The organism is Chlorogloeopsis fritschii PCC 6912 (assembly GCF_000317285.1).
Classification (GTDB): Bacteria; Cyanobacteriota; Cyanobacteriia; order Cyanobacteriales; family Nostocaceae; genus Chlorogloeopsis; species Chlorogloeopsis fritschii.
In genome coordinates this window covers 14104-33248 of the sequence record NZ_AJLN01000083.1, presented here as the reverse complement: position 1 = coordinate 33248, position 19145 = coordinate 14104, and the positions used below count along the sequence as shown (strand labels likewise).

Here is a 19145-nt window from a genome sequence, read left to right as displayed (position 1 = left end):
CTCTGTTTTGATAAAACCATCAATTTATTTATATGACTTCAGTTGATTTTAGCAAACACAAAAAAGCCAAAGCCCTCAAACCGAGTAGCCGTCGCCCTGCTAAGGAACTATGTAGTGAATGCGGTCTATGCGATACATATTATATTCACTATGTCAAGGAAGCTTGCGCTTTTATTAATCAACAGATAGACGAACTTGAAGAACAAACTCATACTCGCTCTCGCAATTTGGATAACCCTGATGAACTTTATTTTGGTGTTCATCAAGAGATGATGGCGGCGCGGAAAACTGAACCAATTCCCGGTGCTCAGTGGACGGGTATTGTTAGTACGATCGCGATTGAAATGTTGAATCGCGGCATGGTAGAGGGTGTTGTCTGCGTCCAAAATACTAAGGAAGATCGCTTTCAACCAATGCCTATTATTGCTCGCACTCCAGAAGAAATACTGGCAGCACGGGTAAATAAACCAACGCTTTCCCCGAATCTTTCAGTGTTGGAACAGGTGGAAAAGTCGGGAATGAAGCGGCTGTTGGTAATTGGTGTTGGTTGCCAAATTCAGGCGTTGCGTGCCGTGGAAAAAAAACTGGGTTTAGAAAAGCTCTACGTTTTGGGTACGCCCTGTGTAGATAATGTGAATCGGGCTGGGCTACAAAAATTCCTAGAAACCACAAGCAAATCTCCCGATACAGTTGTGTATTACGAGTTTATGCAAGATTTTCGGGTTCACTTTAAGCATGAGGATGGATCAACAGAGACTGTACCTTTCTTTGGCTTGAAGACGAACCAGCTTAAGGATGTGTTTGCCCCTTCGTGCATGAGTTGTTTTGATTACGTAAATTCTTTGGCTGATTTGGTTGTGGGTTATATGGGCGCGCCTTTTGGCTGGCAGTGGATTTTGGTGAGAAATGAACGCGGCAAAGAAATGCTGGAATTGGTAAGAGATCTGATCGAAACTCAGCCAGTAATGTCCAAAGGCGATCGCAAAGCTGCCGTGCAACAAAGTATACCAGCTTACGACAAAGGTGTGACTCTGCCGATGTGGGCAGCAAAGCTCATGGGGGTAGTAATTGAAAAAATCGGCCCCAAAGGTTTGGAATATGCTCGTTTCTCGATTGATTCTCACTTCACGCGCAATTACCTGTATGTGAAGCGGAATCATCCACAGAAGTTAGAAGAGCACGTACCAGAGTTTGCAAAGCGCATTGTTGGGCAGTATAAGTTACCGGAGTAAGAACCCCCGCAACGCACTGGCTCCTCTGCGTGATATTACTATTTAAAAAGTAGTGTATATTACCAAGGAATAACTCAGGCTCTTCCTACAGTTGCAATTGCCGCTTCCAGGGCGATCGCTACATGAGTCCAATGGGTTCCTCCTTGGCAGTAAACGATATACGGTTCCCGCAAAGGGCCATCGGCTGAAAATTCTAGGGTGCTACCCTCAATAAATGTCCCACCAGCCATGACTACTTTGCTCTCATAACCCGGCATTTCTGCTGGTTCGGGATCTAGGTAGGAACCAATCGGAGAATGCTGTTGTATCGCCCGACAAAAAGCAATGAGCTTTTCTTTGGAACCGAGTTTAATTGCCTGGATCACATCGCGGCGAGGAGCAAGGGGTGCGGGATTGACTGGGTAACCAAGTTTGTCAAAAACGTAACCTGTTAAATGAGTGCCTTTCATGGCTTCTCCTACCATTTGGGGTGCGAGAAATAAGCCTTGGAAGAGCAAGCGATTTTGGTCAAATGTAGCACCGCCGTAACTACCTATACCAGGAGCGGTGAGACGGCAAGCAGCAGCTTCTACCAAGTCAGCACGACCGGCAACGTAACCACCAGCAGTGGCGATGGTTCCACCTGGGTTTTTAATCAAAGAACCCGCCATCAGATCGGCACCGACGTGGGTGGGTTCACGGGTATCGATGAATTCACCGTAGCAGTTGTCAACAAAGCAAATGGTGTTGGGGTTTTGCTGTTTGACTATGTGAATAATTTTTTCGATTTCGGCAATAGATAAGCTAGAACGCCAAGAATAGCCACAAGAGCGCTGAATTAACACTAAACGAGTGCGATCGCCTATCGCACGGCTTAAAGCTTGCCAATCTACTGTTCCTTCTGGAGTAAGATCCAATTGGCGGTAGCTAATGCCAAAATCGATCAGGGAGCCTTGACCATGACCTCGTAAACCTATAACTTCTTCTAATGTGTCGTAGGGTGCGCCTGCCACCGCTAACATTTCGTCACCAGGACGAAGGACACCGAATAAGGCAGTTGCGATCGCGTGAGTTCCGGAAACGAATTGCACTCGTACTATCGCAGCTTCAGCTCCCATGACTTCGGCAAAGACTCGATCTAAGGTTTCTCGCCCCAAATCATCGTGTCCGTACCCTGTGACACCTGCAAAATGGTGCGCGCCAACTCTATGATGGCGAAAAGAATGTAACACTCGTTGAAGATTTTGCTTGACCTGAGCGTCAATTCCAGAAAAAATCTGTATCAGTGCTTGTTCTGCTTGCCGCAGCTGTTCCAAGCTGTTCATTAGTCCCCCATTCGCAAAAATAATAATAATGCGGATTTAGAAATCACGCTTTCTCAGGCTGAACAAAATTTTATTCAGGTTACTGCATGACAATTGCTACCTCAACCAAACCTCAAATTCACTGGGTTAACACCCTATTCTTCGTTGGTGTGCATCTCGGAGCTTTGCTTGTCCTACTGCCTAGTAATTGGAATTGGAAAGCAGTAGGTGTGGCGCTACTTCTTTACTGGATTACCGGCGGCTTAGGTATTACCCTGGGGTTTCATCGCCTTGTCACCCACCGCAGTTTTCAAGCTCCTAAGTGGTTGGAATATTTCTTTGTATTTTGTGGCACACTTGCTTGTCAAGGTGGGCCGATTGAGTGGATTGGTACACACCGTATGCACCATCTGTACTCAGATCAAGAAAAAGATCCCCACGATTCCAATAAGGGCTTTTGGTGGAGCCACATGGGTTGGTTGATTTACAAAAGAGACGATGAAGCAGAAATCCCTCGCTTTACTAAAGACATTGCCGACGACCCAGTTTATCAGTTTTTAGACAACAATATGATTTTCATCCAGATTGCTCTGGGTGTAGTACTGTTGCTTTTGGGTGGTTGGTCGTTTGTTGTTTGGGGAATTTTTGCCCGCATTGTTTTCGTTTGGCACTGCACTTGGTTGGTGAATAGTGCCACCCACAAATTTGGCTATCGCAGCCACGAATCTGGTGATAATTCAACTAACTGTTGGTGGGTAGCCCTGCTAGTGTTTGGTGAGGGTTGGCACAATAATCACCACGCTTATCAATACTCGGCTCGCCACGGTTTGGAATGGTGGGAAATTGACCTCACCTGGATGACTATTCAATTGCTACAAGTACTTGGTCTGGCTACCAATGTCAAGCTGGCAGAGAAAAAGTAGTTAGATGGCTTTAGTCATCAACCGTTAGTGATGAAGTAGCGCTGTGTGCGATTTTTAGCTGCCCTCGCTTTTGGGTGATAGCCCAAGCAAAAGCGGGGGTTTTTAATCTTAATTTTAGAAACAGGGCAGGATGTACGTGCATTGAGAGGCGTTAGGTTGATATAATCCAAATCGCTAATGTTACGGAACTTTGCGACAAGCCACTTTTTTTAGTGACTTGAGTGTGAAGTTTTTTGTTTTGAGTTATTCATGACAACAACAACAATAAACACCCTAAAGCCAGCTAACGATCTTGGGACTTCCAACTTCAAGCTCAAAGATATTATCAAAAGCCTGCCCAAGGAATGCTTTGCTCAGAATCGTCGCAAAGCTTGGATAGGAGTTCTGACTAATGTGTTAATGGTTGGCTTAGGCTATTGGAGTCTCGCGATCGCTCCTTGGTTTCTCTTGCCCATAGCCTGGATTTTTACTGGCACTGCCTTGACAGGTTTTTTTGTGATCGGCCATGATTGCGGTCATCGTTCGTTTGCTAAACGCCGTTGGGTAAACGATTTGGTAGGGCATTTAATAATGATGCCCTTAATTTATCCTTTCCATAGTTGGCGAATTCAGCATAATTATCATCATGCTCACACCAATGAGTTAGAAGAAGACAACGCTTGGCATCCAATTAGACCAAAAGAATATGAAAGTTGGGGAAAACTCTATCAGTGGGGTTTTCAGCTGCTCATGGGTAAGCGCCTATGGTGGATAGGCTCAATTTTACATTGGTTCGCTTTGCACTTTGATTGGACTAAATTCCGCGCTAAAGACCAATCCAGCGTTAAGCTTTCTGTAGCTGTAGTCGTGCTGTTTGCAGCAGTAGTTTTCCCCTTAATATTTGCAACTATTGGTATCTGGGGATTTATCAAATTTTGGTTTATTCCTTGGCTGGTTTTCCATTTCTGGATGAGTACTTTTACTTTGGTTCACCATACTGCTCCAGAGATTCCTTTTGTGGAATCAACAAAGTGGAACCCTGCTTTAGCACAATTGTCTGGCACAGTTCACTGCGATTATCCACGCTGGGTAGAATTTCTTTGCCATGATATCAATGTCCACGTTCCCCATCATATTTCTACAGCCATTCCTTCTTATAATTTGCGGCTAGCTCATCGCAGCCTGAAAGAAAATTGGGGGAACTATCTATATCCTGAATGTCGATTTTCTTGGTCTTTAATCACAAAGATTACAGACAAGTGTCATCTATACACAACTAATGTTGGGTATCAATCTTTTAAGGATTATTATGCAGCGCGATCAACGGCTTCTCGCTCGGCTTGATCTAAAGCATAAGCTCTGCGTTTAAAGCCAAGCAAGCGTTGATAGTTGTGTTAATCTAACCGATGCTGGCAATTCACTATTTAAATGGGTGGAGAATTGCCAGTTTTTAGTCTCTTGGGTATTGCAGATTTAAAACGACAATACCTCTAAAAATTACGTCCGATTTATATCCAACAACAAAAGACAGTGCAATCCAAAGTTACTCAGTTAAACAATTCTTCTAGCTGTGAATCAGCCTATGAAGCAACCACGTTACCGTTTTCTCTTGGTGATTTGAAAACTGCAATTCCAGCGGAATGCTTTCGTCCTCATACGGGAAAATCTTTATATTATTTTTTTCGCGACGTTTTGTGCATAAGCCTGCTGTATGCGATCGCTCATTACTTGGATTCTTGGTTTTTCATGCCGATTTTTTGGGTAATGCAAGGAACGATGTTTTGGGCTTTGTTCGTGGTAGGGCATGACTGCGGACATCAATCTTTTTCTAAACATAAATGGCTCAATGATTTGATTGGACATTTATCCCACACGCCACTGCTCGTTCCTTATCACGGCTGGCGAATTAGCCACAGAACCCATCACAAAAATACTGGTAACATCGATGATGATGAAAGCTGGTATCCCGTGACGGAATCGCAGTACAAGACGATGCCTTTGGTGCAAAAAATCGGGCGTTATTATTTGTTTTTGTTAGCTTATCCAGTGTATTTGTTCAAGCGTTCTCCTAACAAGTCAGGATCGCACTTTTTACCTAGCAGCCCACTTTTTAAACCTTCAGAAAAATGGGATGTTATTACCAGCACTACACTCTGGACTTTGATGATCGCTTTGCTAGGGTTTCTCACCTATGAATGGGGTTGGATGTGGTTGCTGAAATACTATGTTGGGCCATATATCGTATTTATAATTTGGCTTGATTTAGTCACATTTTTGCACCATACTGAGCCTGATATTCCTTGGTATCGCGGCAACGATTGGTATTTTCTCAAAGGTGCTCTTTCAACTGTTGATCGGGATTACGGTTTTATCAATCACATCCATCACAATATTGGTACTCATGTTGCCCACCATATTTTCCTGAATATCCCTCACTACAATTTGCAGCAGGCAACTGAGGCAATTAAACCTGTTTTAGGTGATTACTTCCGTAAATCTGAAGAACCAATTTTGCGTTCTTTATGGCGTTCTTGTACAAGTTGTCATTTTGTACCGGATACCGGCAGAAAAGTTTACTACACCAGCCCCAGAAAGTGACTAGGGACTAGGGACTAGGGATTAGGGACTAGGGACTAGGGATTAGGGACTAGGGACTAGGGACTAGGGATTAGGAATTAAGAAATCCTAGTACCTAATCCCCAATACCCAATCACCAGTACCCAATCCCCAATCCCCAGTACCGAGTACCCAATACGGGGAGCGGCATTCCAGAGCCTACCAATCAGAACATTTGCTAGGGGACTCCTTGCCGCTAACTGTTGAAATAATTAAAACCTGCCATTGCCTTGTACAATGTGCTTAACAGTAGTTAGACTTTCTAAGCTAATTAAACCGCGCCGATGACCTCTTTGGTTAGACATACCTAGAAATACCCCATCTCCCCGCGCTGGGTTGCGATTAAAGCGCGGGGAAGCATTAATGTAGCTTGAGGCGCTGTTAACTCCCAAGGCAAATTGTCGGCTTTCCTGGTAAGATTCTGTGACAATACAGTCGGCATGACCGCTACTGTAATGGTTAATCCAGGCGATCGCTGCTTCTAAGCTATCTACAAGTTTGAAAGCTACTGTGTTGTTTAAATAAGCGCTTCCCCATTCTCCATCCTTGGCTAACTGCAGTTGCGGAAAAGCTTCTACTAGTTCTGCATCTGCTTTGATTTCAAAGCCTTTTTCCTGCAAGCTATTCCACAAGGTAATTAAGGATGATGGCATCGCTTGGCGATGAATTAGTACTTTTTCAATTGCGTTGACAGGATCTGGTTCGCTACAGTGGCTATCAACGATCATCCAGCGTACCATTTCCAAACTGCCACTCAACGACCAATAAAGATAACAGTTACCCATCGCTGACTTTAAAACTGGCGCTGTAGACTGTCGCACAACCTGCTGAATTAAGCTAGAACGTCCGTAGGGAATAACTAAATTCAGGTACTGATCTTGGGTAACTAAATCGCGGATGGAAGCACCATGTTCTGCTTTGATTAGTTCTATACAGCCAGAGGGCAGCCCTGCATCAATAATCCCATTTTGTAGAGCATTGGCGATCGCCTCGTTAGAGTGACTAGCTTCGGTGCTGCCTTTGAGAATCAAAGAGTTGCCAGTTTTGATACACAAACCAGCCGCGATCGCAGCTAATTCTGGAAAGGCTTCATAAATAAAGGCAATCACTCCCAAAGGCATTAACTGTGTATAAGTTTGAGAGTCTTCGAGTTGGTAATCAGCACTCCGTACCCGTCGCAGCGGATCTGATAACTCCCCTAACCTTTGCAAAGTTTCTACAGCCGCTTCTAGTCGTTTTGGCGTTAGCTTCAGCCAATCCAAAATTAAATCCGGTACAGCCATTTCCCTGCTGGCTTCTAAATCCAAGGTATTGGCTTCCAGAATATCGTCAAAAGACTGCCTTAATGCCTCTGCCATTGCCAATACAGCACGACTGCGATCTGCTCCTTTGGTAATTCCCAGCTTGAAGGAAGCGCCATATGCACGTCTAGCGCTGGCAATAGGTTCGAGGTTATCATCTAAAACATCCACTATCATTGAGTTAACGTCTGTAGGTAAGCCAGACCATTAGTGCGGGTAGAATCGCCAGCAGCACCGCTACCATTGCCCAAGCTATGATGCTCGATCCACTTGCCAATCGCAGTGCTAGTGGCAACCATATAATCACTAACACGAAAATAATACCAAGCGCTACTGGTAGATAGCTTTCTCCTAAACGAGGATGAACAACCTGCCAGCTAGAACCATTCCAGCGCCAAGCGCGTTTGTAAGGATAGGTCGTAGAAAGCTGCTCCAGCACATAACCATTATCTTCTACTACAAAGATTTGCTGACAGCGATCGCATCCAAATGCTTCTGTCAGGGTAATCGGAACTAACCGTCCCCGGCGACGACAGGGACAGGGGTATTCGCTATTGAAATCAAGTTTTTCTGGTTTTTGGGATTGCACAAGCGGTCTTATAACTTGAGCGTGTTTATAAAAAGCAGGGAAAATACTATCCCCTTGTTAAGGTTTTTGGGGCTAGTTACTCTCCTATGCACTCTTTTTATAGCAATTTCAGTCAGTTTGTGTGTCTGTTCACCACAGATATATTTTGGCTCAATTCAGCATCGAATAGAATCTGCACCTGAGAATCTGTTCATGTAGCCAATCCTACATAAATCTTGTTTACGGCATCTAAAGAATTTTTCTCTTCTTTCGACACTTTGCAAAATTGCCCTTTTTCTTCAAAAAAGAAAGACTTTTAGATTTTTAACTTTAGCCTGAGAATTAAAAAATTGGAGCAGATCGACCTTATAAAAAGCAAACTCAGATGTTCTAAATCCAACAACCAAGCTTCTATACAAGTAAATTTAACTATATTATAGTTTTAATTTTAAAAGCGGGTAACGCGATTCGAACGCGCGACATTCACCTTGGCAAGGTGACGCTCTACCACTGAGCTATACCCGCAAACGCCACATATATACAAATATGTCAGAATAATCGCTGGTTGTCAAGGGGTAGTAATAAATTTTGAGGAGAAGGGGGATAGGGGACAGGGGACAGGGGACAGGGAACAGGTGACAGGGAACAGGGGACAGGGAACAGGGAACAGGTGATAGGGGACACGAGAATTGTAATTGACGTTCTTACCCCTCAGCCCCTCTGCTTCTTCCTAGTCCCTAGTCCCTAGTCCCTAGTCCCTAGCCCCTTAAGCTAGTTCTTCTCCAGCCGTCGAGAAATCGCCTACGCTGGCACTTTTGAGTGAAGGTGGTAACGATTGCGAATCACCAGAATAGGGCTGATTAAGGTTAGAGCGCAATTTCCGCATCAGGCTACCCATTTCCAGAGCATTCATGGCGTAATCCCAACCATGATTACTTTTAATACCGGCTCGTTCTAGAGCTTGCTGCATACTGTCGGTGGTTAAAATGCCAAAAATCACGGGTACACCAGTTTGAAAGGAAGCAGCAGCAATACCTTTTGCTACCTCAGATGAAACATAATCAAAATGAGGCGTTTGTCCCCTAATTACAGCACCCAGGCAAATTATGGCATCGTAGCGACCAGAAAGTGCAAGTTGACGAGCTACCACTGGAACTTCAAAACTCCCTGGCACCCAAATGTAATCGACTTGAGAGCCGTGAGGATCGACATCGACGCCGTGGCGTTTCAAGCAATCTTGACAACCCTCTAACAACTTGGTGGTAACTAAGTCATTGAATCGACCAATCACCAGCGCAAACCGCAAAGGCTCTGTCTGCGTAAAAGTTCCCTCGAAAACTGCCATGACCGCCTCTAAATCAACTATACTCTTGCAAATATATACATTTCTTTTCTAAAGACAACAGGAGCAGCGGAGATTTAGAAGATGGGAAGATAGGGAGATGGGGAGACAAAGCATTCAAAATATTTTCAGTCTTTGAATTTATTTATCCCCGCTTCCCCTTGTCTTTGTGTCCCCCTGTCCTTTCTTGGCTCCTTTGCCCCTGTTCTTCTATGTTATTAACCTGCTCTAGATAGCAGTTTTTGTCTAAACTACGAAAAAGCTTAATGCCGCGACTACAAGTACTAGGGCAATCCAAGCTCCAGAACCGAGCCACAATAATCTTTTAGAGTCATTCCAGTTTTGTGGGGTGGCATAGGCAACGGGAACACCAATTACCATCACAAAAGACAACAGGACTAAAGCGAGCAAAGCAAATTGGAATATGATACTCATTTTCCCTTCTCCCAAGACAGCGAAAATACTAAAGGTAGAATATTTAGAGGGCAAAACAGATAGTTTTTCCTTATTGTTAAGCTAGCAGAATTTGCAACACTTTAGTCATTAGTCATGTGTCCTATATCTGAATACTAATGACTAATGACTAATGACTAATGACTATGGATTTAATTTTGTGCCACACGACAGCTGATTTTGACGCACTGGGAGCGGCAATAGGATTAACACGCTTGCTACCTGGTAGTAAGATAGTGCTAACTGGCGGTGCTCACCCACCTGTACGGGATTTTTTGGCATTGCATCGAGATGAGTATGCGCTGATTGAACGACGTTCGGTAAATCCAAAAAAAATTCGTTCTTTGACTGTAGTAGATACGCAACACCGCGATCGCCTGGGTAAAGCTGCTGAATGGATAGATTTACCCCACCTAAAGAAAATCGTAGTTTACGATCATCACCTCGAACAAAATGGCGATATCCCCGCTACACAAGTCCATATTTCGCCCGTAGGAGCGATTACAACTCTGATTGTTGAGGAATTGCAAAAACAACACACTTCTCTTTCTCCAGCAGAAGCAACGGCGATGGCTTTAGGTATCCACGTTGATACTGGTTCCCTCACTTATGACAATGCCACACCACGAGATGCTCTGGCTTTGGCTTGGTTGATGCAGCAAGGAGCAAGTTTATCGGTAGTAGCAGAGTATGTTGAACCAGGCTTATCTCCCCAATTGCAGCAGTTATTGTCTGAAGCTCTTGACAATTTACAATATCTATGTATAAGAGGATATACATTAGCTTGGGTAAGGTTGCAAACCAGTGCTTTTGTGCCGGGGCTATCAAGTCTGGCTTCCGAGTTGATGGAGCTAACGGAAATTAATGCCTTATTGCTAGCTGATGAATATCCTTTAGGAGATGGTGATTCGCGTTTAACTATCATTGGGCGATCGCAAATTCCCGATGTCAATCTCAACAAAATATTTCAACCACTCGGTGGTGGGGGGCATTCTCAAGCCACATCTTTAAATTTAAGGGGAGCGAACTACGAGGAAGTTTTAAATCAACTGCTAGAAGGTTTAAAAGCTCAAGTTCCCCATCCACCAACGGCACGAGATTTAATGTCTTCCCCAGTTCGTACCATTCGCCCAGATACAACTATTGAGGAAGCACAGCGAATTTTGTTGCGCTACGGGCACTCAGGGTTATCTGTAGTGGATGCCCAAGGAAAGTTATTAGGTATTATTTCTCGTCGAGATATTGACATTGCCTTGCACCACGGTTTTAGTCACGCGCCTGTCAAAGGCTACATGACAATCAATCCCAAAACCATTACTCCAGATACCACACTCCCAGAAATTGAGTCGTTGATGGTGACTTATGATATCGGGCGCTTACCTGTGTTAGATGATGGGCAATTGGTAGGAATTGTTACCCGCACTGATGTGTTGCGGGAACTGCATCAGGAGAGAGAGGGAGACAAGAGGAGAGAGGGAGAGAGGGAGAGAGGGAGAGAAGGAGAAGATGTTGAGGTTCCTAACTTGGCAGAGTTGCGCGATCGCCTCGATCCTAAACTTTGGGAATTACTTACCAAAGCATCTGTACAAGCTAAACAACGGGGTTGGCATTTGTATTTGGTAGGCGGAGCAGTACGCGACTTACTACTAGCTAAAGAAGCTTCTGGCACCTTAATGATTCAAGATATCGATTTAGTAGTCGATGGCTTCCACAAAGCTGCGGATGTTGGTGCGGGGGTGGAGTTGGCAAAGGCACTTCAACAAATTTACCCAGCAGCGCGGTTAGAAATTCACGGTGCTTTTCAAACAGCTGCCTTACTGTGGCACAAAGATCCAGAATTAGATTCTCTGTGGGTAGATATTGCCACTGCCAGAACCGAATTTTATCCTTACCCAGCTGCCAATCCCGAAGTCGAAGCCAGTTCGATTCGTCAAGATTTGTATCGACGGGATTTTACGATCAATGCCTTGGCACTGCGACTCACACCTCCTCACGCTGGTAAATTACTTGATTTCTTTGGTGGTTTATTAGATTTACAAGCAAAGCAAATTCGCGTTTTACACGCCAATAGCTTTATTGAAGATCCCACCCGCATTTATCGTGGTGTACGCTTTGCTGTACGCTTTGGATTTAAAATTGAACCGCAAACTGAAGAATATATTCGCTATGCCATTAACAGTGGTGTTTACGATCGCACTGCCAGAGAAAATAATCGCGCACCTGCACTGCAAACACGACTGAAAGCAGAATTAAAGCATATTTTAGAAGCGCCTTATTGGAAAAGGGCGTTACAACTTCTGGGAGACTTGGGAGCATTACAGTGCATTCATCCCACCTTGAAGCTAGATGAAGATTTGTTGCGGTTATTACGGTTGTTAGAACGCTGTTTGCGAAGATTCGATCCCCAGCAGACTTTAATTGTTCACTGGCAAATGCGCTTAGAAGCGATCGTTGCTCATTTAGCTCCAGAATATCGTGCCAAAGTGGCAAAAAATCTGCAAATGCAAGAAGACAGCATCGAACGTTTGCAGAATTTAGCTCAGACACAAGCTGAGGTGAGAGAATCTTTGCCTATCTGCCAGCGCCCCAGCCAAGTGGTGCAGTTACTACGACAGTATGACTTACCGATGTTGATTTTAATAGCCCTACACAGTTCACGAGTCATCAGGCAGCAGATATGGCATTACTTAACTATTTGGGCTAACGTTCAGCCAATTCTTAATGGCAATGACTTGAAGAAATTAGGTTACAAACCGGGGCCGCAATATCGCCAAATGCTGGATGATTTACTAGCAGCTACCTTGGATGAAGAGATTAAAAATAGGGCAGAAGCTGAGATTTTTTTGGCACAGCATTATCCCAAGTAATTGATAATTAAAAAGATGAAATTTCTATGCAAACACAAACACCAAAAACATACTACACTCCAGAAGAATATTTACAGCTAGAGGAGAAATCTGAATTTAAAAATGAATATCGAGATGGAGAGATTGTACCCATGACTGGAGGTACAACTAATCACAACGAAATCGCCTTGAATTTTTGTACCACTTTTAAATTTACAATGAGGGGTAAAAATTACAAGATTTACATGGGTGATGTAAGGTTATGGATACTGCGTTATCGCATCTATACCTATCCAGATGTAATGGTTATTCAGGGAGAACCGATATATGAGGTTACTGGCACTACCACGGTGACAAATCCCTTAATGATTGGAGAAGTACTATCTAAATCAACAGAAAATTATGATAGAACAAATAAATTTAGATTTTATCGCTCTATACCGACATTAAAAGAATATATTATGATTGACCAAAACGAATATCTGGTTGAGCAGTTTGTTAAAAATTCTGAATCTCAATGGATATTCACAGAGTATGAGTCAGCAGAGTCAGCAGATGCGTTGTTATCACTCAAATCAATAGATTTTCAAATTCCCTTCAGTGATATTTATGAAGGCGTGAAAGTTGAGGTAGGGGAAGAAGAATAACTCTATAGGATGCAGTTTCAACTATAATTGAAGCTTTGTGAAAATCGGCGATCGCTAAATTTTTTATCCATTTGCGGGATGTTTCTCTGCTAGACTGTAGACAGTATCAAATCTCAATTCATTTCAAGCGACATAGCCACAATGAAGTAGTAGCAAGAAAGCGTTGTGCAAACGCAGTAAGTGTCAAAGAAGAATAAGCACGATAACTACGGCAAGTTCGTTGTCAGGAAGCTATGTTTTAAAGAAAAAAGAATTTCTCTCAAATCATCTCTACATAAAGTCGCTCTTAAAAGAATACGGCTTGGCATTTTTTTGTATATTCTGCCCTGAACGAAAGTATGCCTTAAACACGCTAAAGTTGTGTTGCTCCAAGACTGGATCAACTTTCAACAAGTTTTAATTGGTTTTAGGTTTTAGCTTTGCAGTTCAGAAATTTATTTCCAGGTTAAGAGCGCAATTATCTAACAGCTTGGCTATACAAGTTAACCCACCATTTGGCAAACTAAACAGGTGGGCACTATTGAACGTGATAGAGGTTTGATAATGCCGAAAAAATCAATATTATTAGCTGAGAATTTAGCCTACGAAATCAAGGCAAGCAGAACTTTATTTCAAGGAGTTAATTTAAGCATTGAAGATGGCGATCGCAGGTGCAAATGGTTCCGGCAAATCTAGTCTAGCCAAGGCAATTCTAGACTCTTCAGAAGAAGCATTTTTTGAGTCAGGAGAGGTTTTACTATCTCCAACCATGAAAGCCGTGTACTTGGATCAAACCTATGCACTAATAAATCGAGAAAAAACAATTCTGGAAAATATGCAAGCTGCCAACTCAAATCTTAACTACCAGCTTTTGCGTCAGCAGTTAGGACACTTCTTATTTAAATATGATGATGTCAATAAATCTGCATCAGTGTTAAGTGGAGGTGAGTTGGCAAGATTGGCATTAGCTATAATTAGCATCTCGGAAATTGACTTGTTAATTCTTGATGAGCCAACCAATAACCTAGATATTGAAACTGTTGAGCAAGTGGTAGAAGGAATCAATGAATATCAAGGTGCGCTTTGGGTGATTTCTCATGATTTAGATTTTTTAAGTCGAATTAATATTACCAAAGCATTTAAGTTGAGTCAGCAAGCCATACAAATGACTAGATATTTACCAAAGGAATCCGAACAATACTATCAGGAATTACTCAACGATTCCTAACTTAGAACTCAGTATGAATTATGTACAAGATATCCTGTTCCCTATTCCCTATTATTTATCCTTGGGGATATTCTGAGTTCTCCCCAATGGTATTGGTTCTATTTGTCTACAGAAAATTGCTGACTTGTCGCGAGTAAATATTCTAAGAAAGTAGTAGCAGTAATCGAAAGCTGCTTTTTCTTGGGATATATTACCTGCCATTGACAGCGAATTGGCAATCCCTCTATATCCAAAATTGCCAGTTGATTTTTGACTTCTGTAAACTTTAAGGTGTGTAACGATATCACTGAAAGACCTAATCCGTCAATTACAGCTTGGTGAATAGCTTCATTACTGCCGAGTTCTAGGTTGATTCGGGGTGAGATTCCATGCCGCTCAAAAAACTTTTGTATCACCTTACGGGTTCCTGAACCCTCTTCCCGCACAATCAATGGTTCCTCTGCTAGACACTCTAGAGGTAAGTTACGCTGCTTTGCTAAAGGGTGATTTGCAGGAGCGATCGCAACTAGTGGATTATCTAAAAATGTTGTTGCCTCTATATCGTCTCTTTCTGGTGGACAACTGAGAATATATAAATCGTCAAGGTTGTCATTCAGCCTTGCCAACAGTGCTTCATGATTGGTGATTTCCAGAGAAACACTAACACCAGGATAAAGTTCGCAAAATGGTTTTAGTAGCTTAGGAATAAAATACTTTGTTGTAGTCACTGCCGCTAACCGCAGTCGCCCCTGTTTCATTCCCTTCAAGTCATCTATAGTTGTTTCTAGCCGTTCCAGGCACTTAAAGATTTCTTGACAGGTACTCAAAACTTCTTTACCTGCTTCTGTCAGGAAGACGCGCTTACCTACTTGTTCAAACAAGGGCATACCAATAGCTTGTGTTAAATGCTTAACTTGCATAGACACTGTTGGCTGAGTTACGAACAACTCTTCTGCCGCACGGGTAAAGCTACTGTGCCTTGCTGCCGCTTCAAACGCCTGTAACTGATCGAGCGTAATAGACTTTAGGAACATATCCCTTTGTCTGATTTCCCCCAAAGAACTTTTCATGGAAACACGTTTACTAAATAGATAACTTACCAGCGCTTTCTGGTTCTCTGTGTAGAGAAGTTTAACAACACGAGTGTTGCTTAATATTAATATACAGTAGTTTAACAACACAAATGTTGTTTAAGTTGATCCAATAGTGCTTCTAGTGCTTCAAGTCATAACTCTAGTTTTTATAGAGTTCCTCAAAGCTAGTACTGTCGGTAGTTAGCTATTAACAAGGATGAATATATGGTTATACAGCGACCATGCAATGAAATCACCAAATTGCAAGTCTGTATATTTCTATTACCAACACTAAAGCAGAAGCAGCAAAGCAGAGGAGCAAGTTATAATTTTTTTGCGGATAGGCGTAACAAAAATTTATGAGTAACCCCCTTGTACAAGCATTTTTCGTAGGTAGAGCAGTAGCTGAAGTTCTTTCTGAACGTTTAGAAAATGCCTTTACTGATGCTTTGAGTGAACTAGGCAAATTTGATGCTGAACTGAGAGAAGAAATGCGCCAGTTTACAGAAGAAGTTATGGAGCGAGCAAATCGAGCAGCTGATGCTACTGCTAGTGGTGTTAACACTACAGTAGTTGGGCAACCCGGCTCCGAACCTGTTGATTTGCAAGCAATGATTGATGAACTGCGAGCAGAAATTGCTCTCCTGCGCACAGAATTACAACGATATCGCAGCAGCAAAGGCTGATAAAAATAAACCCATAGTTTAGTAGTTAGTAGGGGAGCCAGTGCGGTGGTGAGCCAGCACTGCGGGAGGGTAACACGAGCGCAGGTGACTGGCGTAGACACGTAGACGCGGTAGACGCGTTCGCCGTTAGGCGTTGCGTAGCTAGCGGCTTCCGTGCAGCGTTGGGCGTAGACGCAAAGCGGCTTCTCGCAGAGTAGCCCTTCCCGCAGGGTAGCTGTTCCCGTTCCCCGAAAGGGGTTCCCGCAGGGTAGGGTAGGTACGGCTTCCGTAGGTAGTGGATAAACTAAAGTAAGGGTTTCCCGGCATCAAGCAACTGGCGTGCGGGTTTATGTAGAAGATATTTTGTAAAGTTTAGAAAAATTGCTGTTAAAACCCGCCCGTACAGTGGTGAGTGGTAAATAACCAACAGCTAACAACAATCAACAACCAGTTAAGGTTAAGAGTGTCTTTCATTTCCACTGACTCGGTTAAAAACCAGCGGTACGCAAAATTTATGGAACAAGGTTATACAGATAAAGCATACCGTTGGAATCGCGAAAACTATTCCAGTAGACGGCGTTTTGTGGACATTTGGTCATTTGTATTGACCTTATTGTTCAAGCTTTGGCTTTACAAAAAATCTTGGAGTTACCCAGGTGGAGTTACCGAAGCAAAACAAACTGCTAGACGCAAAGCACAAGCAGTCTGGATTCGCAATACTCTACTAGATTTGGGGCCAACTTTCATTAAAGTTGGGCAACTTTTTTCTACCCGTGCCGATATATTCCCCGGTGAATATGTCGAAGAACTTGCCAAACTACAAGACAAAGTACCTGCTTTTAGCTACGAGCAGGTAGAAGCGATCGTTGCACAAGAACTGGGCAAAAAAATCCCCGAACTCTTCCAGAGTTTTGAGGTGATTCCCTTAGCTGCTGCTAGTTTGGGGCAAGTACATAAAGCAGGGCTGCATTCGGGGGAAGCTGTTGTTGTTAAGGTGCAACGCCCTGGGCTAAAAAAGCTATTTGAAATAGATTTAAAAATTCTCAGGGGTATTGCCCGGTATTTTCAAAATCATCCCGAATGGGGACGAGGGCGAGATTGGATTGGCATCTATGAAGAGTGTTGCCGCATTCTTTGGGAAGAAATAGATTATCTCAACGAAGGGCGCAATGCTGATACTTTTCGTCGCAATTTTCGCGCTTTTGAATGGGTGAAAGTGCCGCGTGTTTATTGGCGCTACACCTCCTCGCGAGTACTAACGCTGGAATATGTTCCTGGTATTAAAATTAGCCAGTACGAAGCTATAGAAGCCGCAGGCTTGGATCGCAAACAAATTGCCCGTCAAGGTGCTCAAGCCTACTTACTTCAGCTACTAAATGATGGCTTTTTCCACGCCGATCCCCATCCTGGCAATATTGCTGTCGATCCTGAAGGCGCTTTAATATTCTACGATTTCGGCATGATGGGGCGGATTAAATCTAATATCCGCGAAGGGCTGATGGAAACGCTGTTTGGCATCGCTTCTAAAGATGGCGATCGCGTTGTCAAATCCTTAGTTGATTTGGGCGCATTAGCACCAGCAGAAGATATGGGGCCAGTGCGACGTTCTGTCCAGTATATGCTGGATCATTTCATGGATAAGCCTTTTGAAAATCAGTCCGTAGCTGCCATTAGTGACGATTTGTACGAGATAGCTTATAATCAGCCTTTTAGATTTCCAGCGACGTTTACTTTCGTCATGCGAGCCTTCTCAACTCTAGAAGGCGTGGGCAAAGGCTTAGATCCTGAATTTAACTTTATGGAAGTTGCTAAACCGTATGCAATGCAGCTTATGACTAATATGAATGGTTCTGATACGAACAGCTTTTTTAACGAATTAGGCAAGCAAGCTGTTCAAGTAAGTAGTACAGCGCTGGGACTACCACGTAGACTGGAAGATACGTTAGAAAAACTAGAGCGCGGAGATGTACGTGTTCGCTTTCGGTCTATAGAAACAGAGCGACTGTTACGCAGACAGAGTAATATTCAGTTAGGGACAACTTACGCCTTGTTAGTCAGTGCTTTTACTGTTTCAGCAACGATTTTATTCGTTAACCATTATCTATGGCTGGCAATATTTATCGCTTTAATCGCAGCATTTATATCCTGGCTGCTGATTAGACTGGTAATGCGCCTCGACCGTTATGACCGTATGTATTAATTGATGCAAGAGTATATGAAACTTCATTTTACCGGTCTTAGTGATTCGGGACTTATTCGTTCTAATAATCAAGATGCTTACTATACCGATCCACAAGGACGCTTTTTTATTGTCGCTGATGGTATGGGCGGTCATGCAGGGGGTGAGCAGGCAAGCCATATCGCTACTCAAGAAATTCACAAGTATTTACTTGAGAATTGGAATAGCTCTAAATCTTCTTCCCAGCTTTTAGAAGAAGCCCTATTAAGGGCAAATGAAGCGATTTTGCAAGATCAACACAATCACCCCGAACGTGCTGATATGGGGACAACGGCTGTAGTGCTAGTTTTTCGCCCCGGAGAGCCGCCTTGGTGCGCTCACGTTGGTGATTCTAGATTGTATCGGCTCCGAGAGTCTCAATTAGAACAGATTACCGAAGACCACACCTGGGTAGCACGCGCTCTTAAAATGGGTGATATCTCCCCAGATGAAGCACGGATTCATCCTTTTCGTCATGTCTTATCTCGTTGTTTGGGACGTGAAGATCTAAATCAGGTTGAAGTGCAGCAATTAGATGTCAAAGTGGGCGATCGCTTGCTGTTGTGTAGTGATGGTTTAACAGAAGAACTTGTCGATGAAAATATTGCTTGCTACCTCCAAGAAAGCCCCTTGATAGATAAAGCCGCTATTTCCCTAATTGAAGCCGCAAAACAGCATGGTGGGCACGATAACATTACTGTCGTCATTGTCGCTGTTGATTAATCTCAAATTAGTTTTAATTTATTTTTTGCGGTAAATATACTCATCGTTTTGTTCAGGTTGAGCATTTTTCCCGTTAACAACTTGATAAAA

General features: G+C 43.2%; 17 protein-coding genes and 1 tRNA gene. 11 read left to right on the top strand and 7 right to left on the bottom strand.

The window, feature by feature from the left end:
- Nucleotides 1-32 precede the first annotated feature (32 nt).
- Nucleotides 33-1232, top strand: a complete 1200-nt coding sequence (locus UYC_RS0115435; protein WP_016872707.1) for a Coenzyme F420 hydrogenase/dehydrogenase, beta subunit C-terminal domain — start codon at nt 33-35, stop codon at nt 1230-1232.
- A gap of 74 nt (nt 1233-1306) precedes the next feature.
- On the opposite strand, the gene UYC_RS0115430 is transcribed toward UYC_RS0115435, so the two are convergent.
- Nucleotides 1307-2536: a methionine gamma-lyase family protein gene (locus UYC_RS0115430; protein ID WP_016872708.1), complete on the bottom strand. Its 1230-nt coding sequence runs from the start codon at nt 2534-2536 to the stop codon at nt 1307-1309.
- 86 nt (nt 2537-2622) lie between these two features.
- Here UYC_RS0115430 and UYC_RS0115425 point away from each other — a divergent pair, with 86 nt between their 5' ends.
- The 3 genes from UYC_RS0115425 (at nt 2623) to UYC_RS0115415 (ending at nt 6015) form a co-directional block, all read left to right on the top strand.
- Complete coding sequence (locus tag UYC_RS0115425; RefSeq protein ID WP_016872709.1) at nt 2623-3438, top strand: acyl-CoA desaturase; 816 nt, start codon at nt 2623-2625, stop codon at nt 3436-3438.
- 249 nt (nt 3439-3687) lie between these two features.
- Entirely contained in the window at nt 3688-4761 is a 1074-nt protein-coding gene (locus tag UYC_RS0115420; RefSeq protein WP_016872710.1) for a fatty acid desaturase, read from the top strand.
- A gap of 186 nt (nt 4762-4947) precedes the next feature.
- Nucleotides 4948-6015: a fatty acid desaturase gene (locus UYC_RS0115415; protein ID WP_016872711.1), complete on the top strand. Its 1068-nt coding sequence runs from the start codon at nt 4948-4950 to the stop codon at nt 6013-6015.
- A gap of 230 nt (nt 6016-6245) precedes the next feature.
- On the opposite strand, the gene UYC_RS0115410 is transcribed toward UYC_RS0115415, so the two are convergent.
- The 5 genes from UYC_RS0115410 to psbZ all read right to left on the bottom strand — a co-directional run bounded on the left by UYC_RS0115410 (nt 6246) and on the right by psbZ (nt 9679).
- Nucleotides 6246-7511: a glutamate-5-semialdehyde dehydrogenase gene (locus tag UYC_RS0115410; protein ID WP_016872712.1), complete on the bottom strand. Its 1266-nt coding sequence runs from the start codon at nt 7509-7511 to the stop codon at nt 6246-6248.
- Between the two features lie 4 nt (nt 7512-7515).
- On the bottom strand, nt 7516-7923 hold the full coding sequence (locus tag UYC_RS0115405) for a hypothetical protein (RefSeq protein ID WP_016872713.1): 408 nt from the start codon (nt 7921-7923) through the stop codon (nt 7516-7518).
- A gap of 432 nt (nt 7924-8355) precedes the next feature.
- Nucleotides 8356-8427 (bottom strand) — tRNA-Gly (locus tag UYC_RS0115400).
- A gap of 241 nt (nt 8428-8668) precedes the next feature.
- A complete protein-coding gene (gene ribH, locus UYC_RS0115395) occupies nt 8669-9247 on the bottom strand; it encodes a 6,7-dimethyl-8-ribityllumazine synthase (RefSeq protein WP_016872714.1) in 579 nt (192 codons plus the stop codon).
- Between the two features lie 243 nt (nt 9248-9490).
- A complete protein-coding gene (gene psbZ / locus UYC_RS0115390; protein ID WP_016872715.1) occupies nt 9491-9679 on the bottom strand; it encodes a photosystem II reaction center protein PsbZ in 189 nt (62 codons plus the stop codon).
- Between the two features lie 164 nt (nt 9680-9843).
- Here psbZ and UYC_RS0115385 point away from each other — a divergent pair, with 164 nt between their 5' ends.
- The 4 genes from UYC_RS0115385 (at nt 9844) to UYC_RS0115375 (ending at nt 14397) form a co-directional block, all read left to right on the top strand.
- Nucleotides 9844-12564, top strand: a complete 2721-nt coding sequence (locus tag UYC_RS0115385) for a CBS domain-containing protein (protein WP_016872716.1) — start codon at nt 9844-9846, stop codon at nt 12562-12564.
- A gap of 26 nt (nt 12565-12590) precedes the next feature.
- Entirely contained in the window at nt 12591-13190 is a 600-nt protein-coding gene (locus UYC_RS0115380) for a Uma2 family endonuclease (RefSeq protein ID WP_016872717.1), read from the top strand.
- Between the two features lie 543 nt (nt 13191-13733).
- Nucleotides 13734-13865, top strand: a complete 132-nt coding sequence (locus UYC_RS39935; RefSeq protein ID WP_268743975.1) for a hypothetical protein — start codon at nt 13734-13736, stop codon at nt 13863-13865.
- Nucleotides 13828-14397 carry an ATP-binding cassette domain-containing protein gene (locus tag UYC_RS0115375; RefSeq protein ID WP_016872718.1) on the top strand — a complete coding sequence of 190 codons (570 nt, stop codon included), beginning with the start codon at nt 13828-13830 and terminating at the stop codon, nt 14395-14397. Before UYC_RS39935 ends, UYC_RS0115375 begins: the two co-directional genes overlap by 38 nt.
- A 98-nt stretch (nt 14398-14495) precedes the next feature.
- Here UYC_RS0115375 and UYC_RS0115370 read toward each other — a convergent pair whose 3' ends face one another.
- Nucleotides 14496-15446, bottom strand: coding sequence for a LysR family transcriptional regulator (locus tag UYC_RS0115370; protein ID WP_016872719.1), 951 nt, complete (start codon nt 15444-15446; stop codon nt 14496-14498).
- A 362-nt stretch (nt 15447-15808) separates the two neighbouring features.
- Between UYC_RS0115370 and UYC_RS0115365 the strand changes: the two genes are divergently transcribed.
- The 3 genes from UYC_RS0115365 (at nt 15809) to UYC_RS0115355 (ending at nt 19055) form a co-directional block, all read left to right on the top strand.
- On the top strand, nt 15809-16135 hold the full coding sequence (locus UYC_RS0115365) for a DUF6825 family protein (RefSeq protein ID WP_016872720.1): 327 nt from the start codon (nt 15809-15811) through the stop codon (nt 16133-16135).
- Nucleotides 16136-16628: 493 nt separating this feature from the next.
- Nucleotides 16629-18314, top strand: coding sequence for an ABC1 kinase family protein (locus UYC_RS0115360; RefSeq protein WP_016872721.1), 1686 nt, complete (start codon nt 16629-16631; stop codon nt 18312-18314).
- A gap of 15 nt (nt 18315-18329) precedes the next feature.
- A complete protein-coding gene (locus UYC_RS0115355; RefSeq protein ID WP_016872722.1) occupies nt 18330-19055 on the top strand; it encodes a Stp1/IreP family PP2C-type Ser/Thr phosphatase in 726 nt (241 codons plus the stop codon).
- Nucleotides 19056-19145 lie beyond the last annotated feature (90 nt).

Coding starts and splice junctions, on each gene's coding strand:
- UYC_RS0115435 (WP_016872707.1), top strand. CDS start 33: ATGACTTCAGTTGATTTTAGCAAACACAAAAAAGCCAAAGCCCTCAAA.
- UYC_RS0115430 (WP_016872708.1), bottom strand. CDS start 2,536: ATGAACAGCTTGGAACAGCTGCGGCAAGCAGAACAAGCACTGATACAG.
- UYC_RS0115425 (WP_016872709.1), top strand. CDS start 2,623: ATGACAATTGCTACCTCAACCAAACCTCAAATTCACTGGGTTAACACC.
- UYC_RS0115420 (WP_016872710.1), top strand. CDS start 3,688: ATGACAACAACAACAATAAACACCCTAAAGCCAGCTAACGATCTTGGG.
- UYC_RS0115410 (WP_016872712.1), bottom strand. CDS start 7,511: ATGATAGTGGATGTTTTAGATGATAACCTCGAACCTATTGCCAGCGCT.
- ribH (WP_016872714.1), bottom strand. CDS start 9,247: ATGGCAGTTTTCGAGGGAACTTTTACGCAGACAGAGCCTTTGCGGTTT.
- psbZ (WP_016872715.1), bottom strand. CDS start 9,679: ATGAGTATCATATTCCAATTTGCTTTGCTCGCTTTAGTCCTGTTGTCT.
- UYC_RS0115385 (WP_016872716.1), top strand. CDS start 9,844: ATGGATTTAATTTTGTGCCACACGACAGCTGATTTTGACGCACTGGGA.
- UYC_RS0115380 (WP_016872717.1), top strand. CDS start 12,591: ATGCAAACACAAACACCAAAAACATACTACACTCCAGAAGAATATTTA.
- UYC_RS39935 (WP_268743975.1), top strand. CDS start 13,734: ATGCCGAAAAAATCAATATTATTAGCTGAGAATTTAGCCTACGAAATC.
- UYC_RS0115375 (WP_016872718.1), top strand. CDS start 13,828: ATGGCGATCGCAGGTGCAAATGGTTCCGGCAAATCTAGTCTAGCCAAG.
- UYC_RS0115370 (WP_016872719.1), bottom strand. CDS start 15,446: ATGAAAAGTTCTTTGGGGGAAATCAGACAAAGGGATATGTTCCTAAAG.
- UYC_RS0115365 (WP_016872720.1), top strand. CDS start 15,809: ATGAGTAACCCCCTTGTACAAGCATTTTTCGTAGGTAGAGCAGTAGCT.
- UYC_RS0115360 (WP_016872721.1), top strand. CDS start 16,629: ATGGAACAAGGTTATACAGATAAAGCATACCGTTGGAATCGCGAAAAC.
- UYC_RS0115355 (WP_016872722.1), top strand. CDS start 18,330: ATGAAACTTCATTTTACCGGTCTTAGTGATTCGGGACTTATTCGTTCT.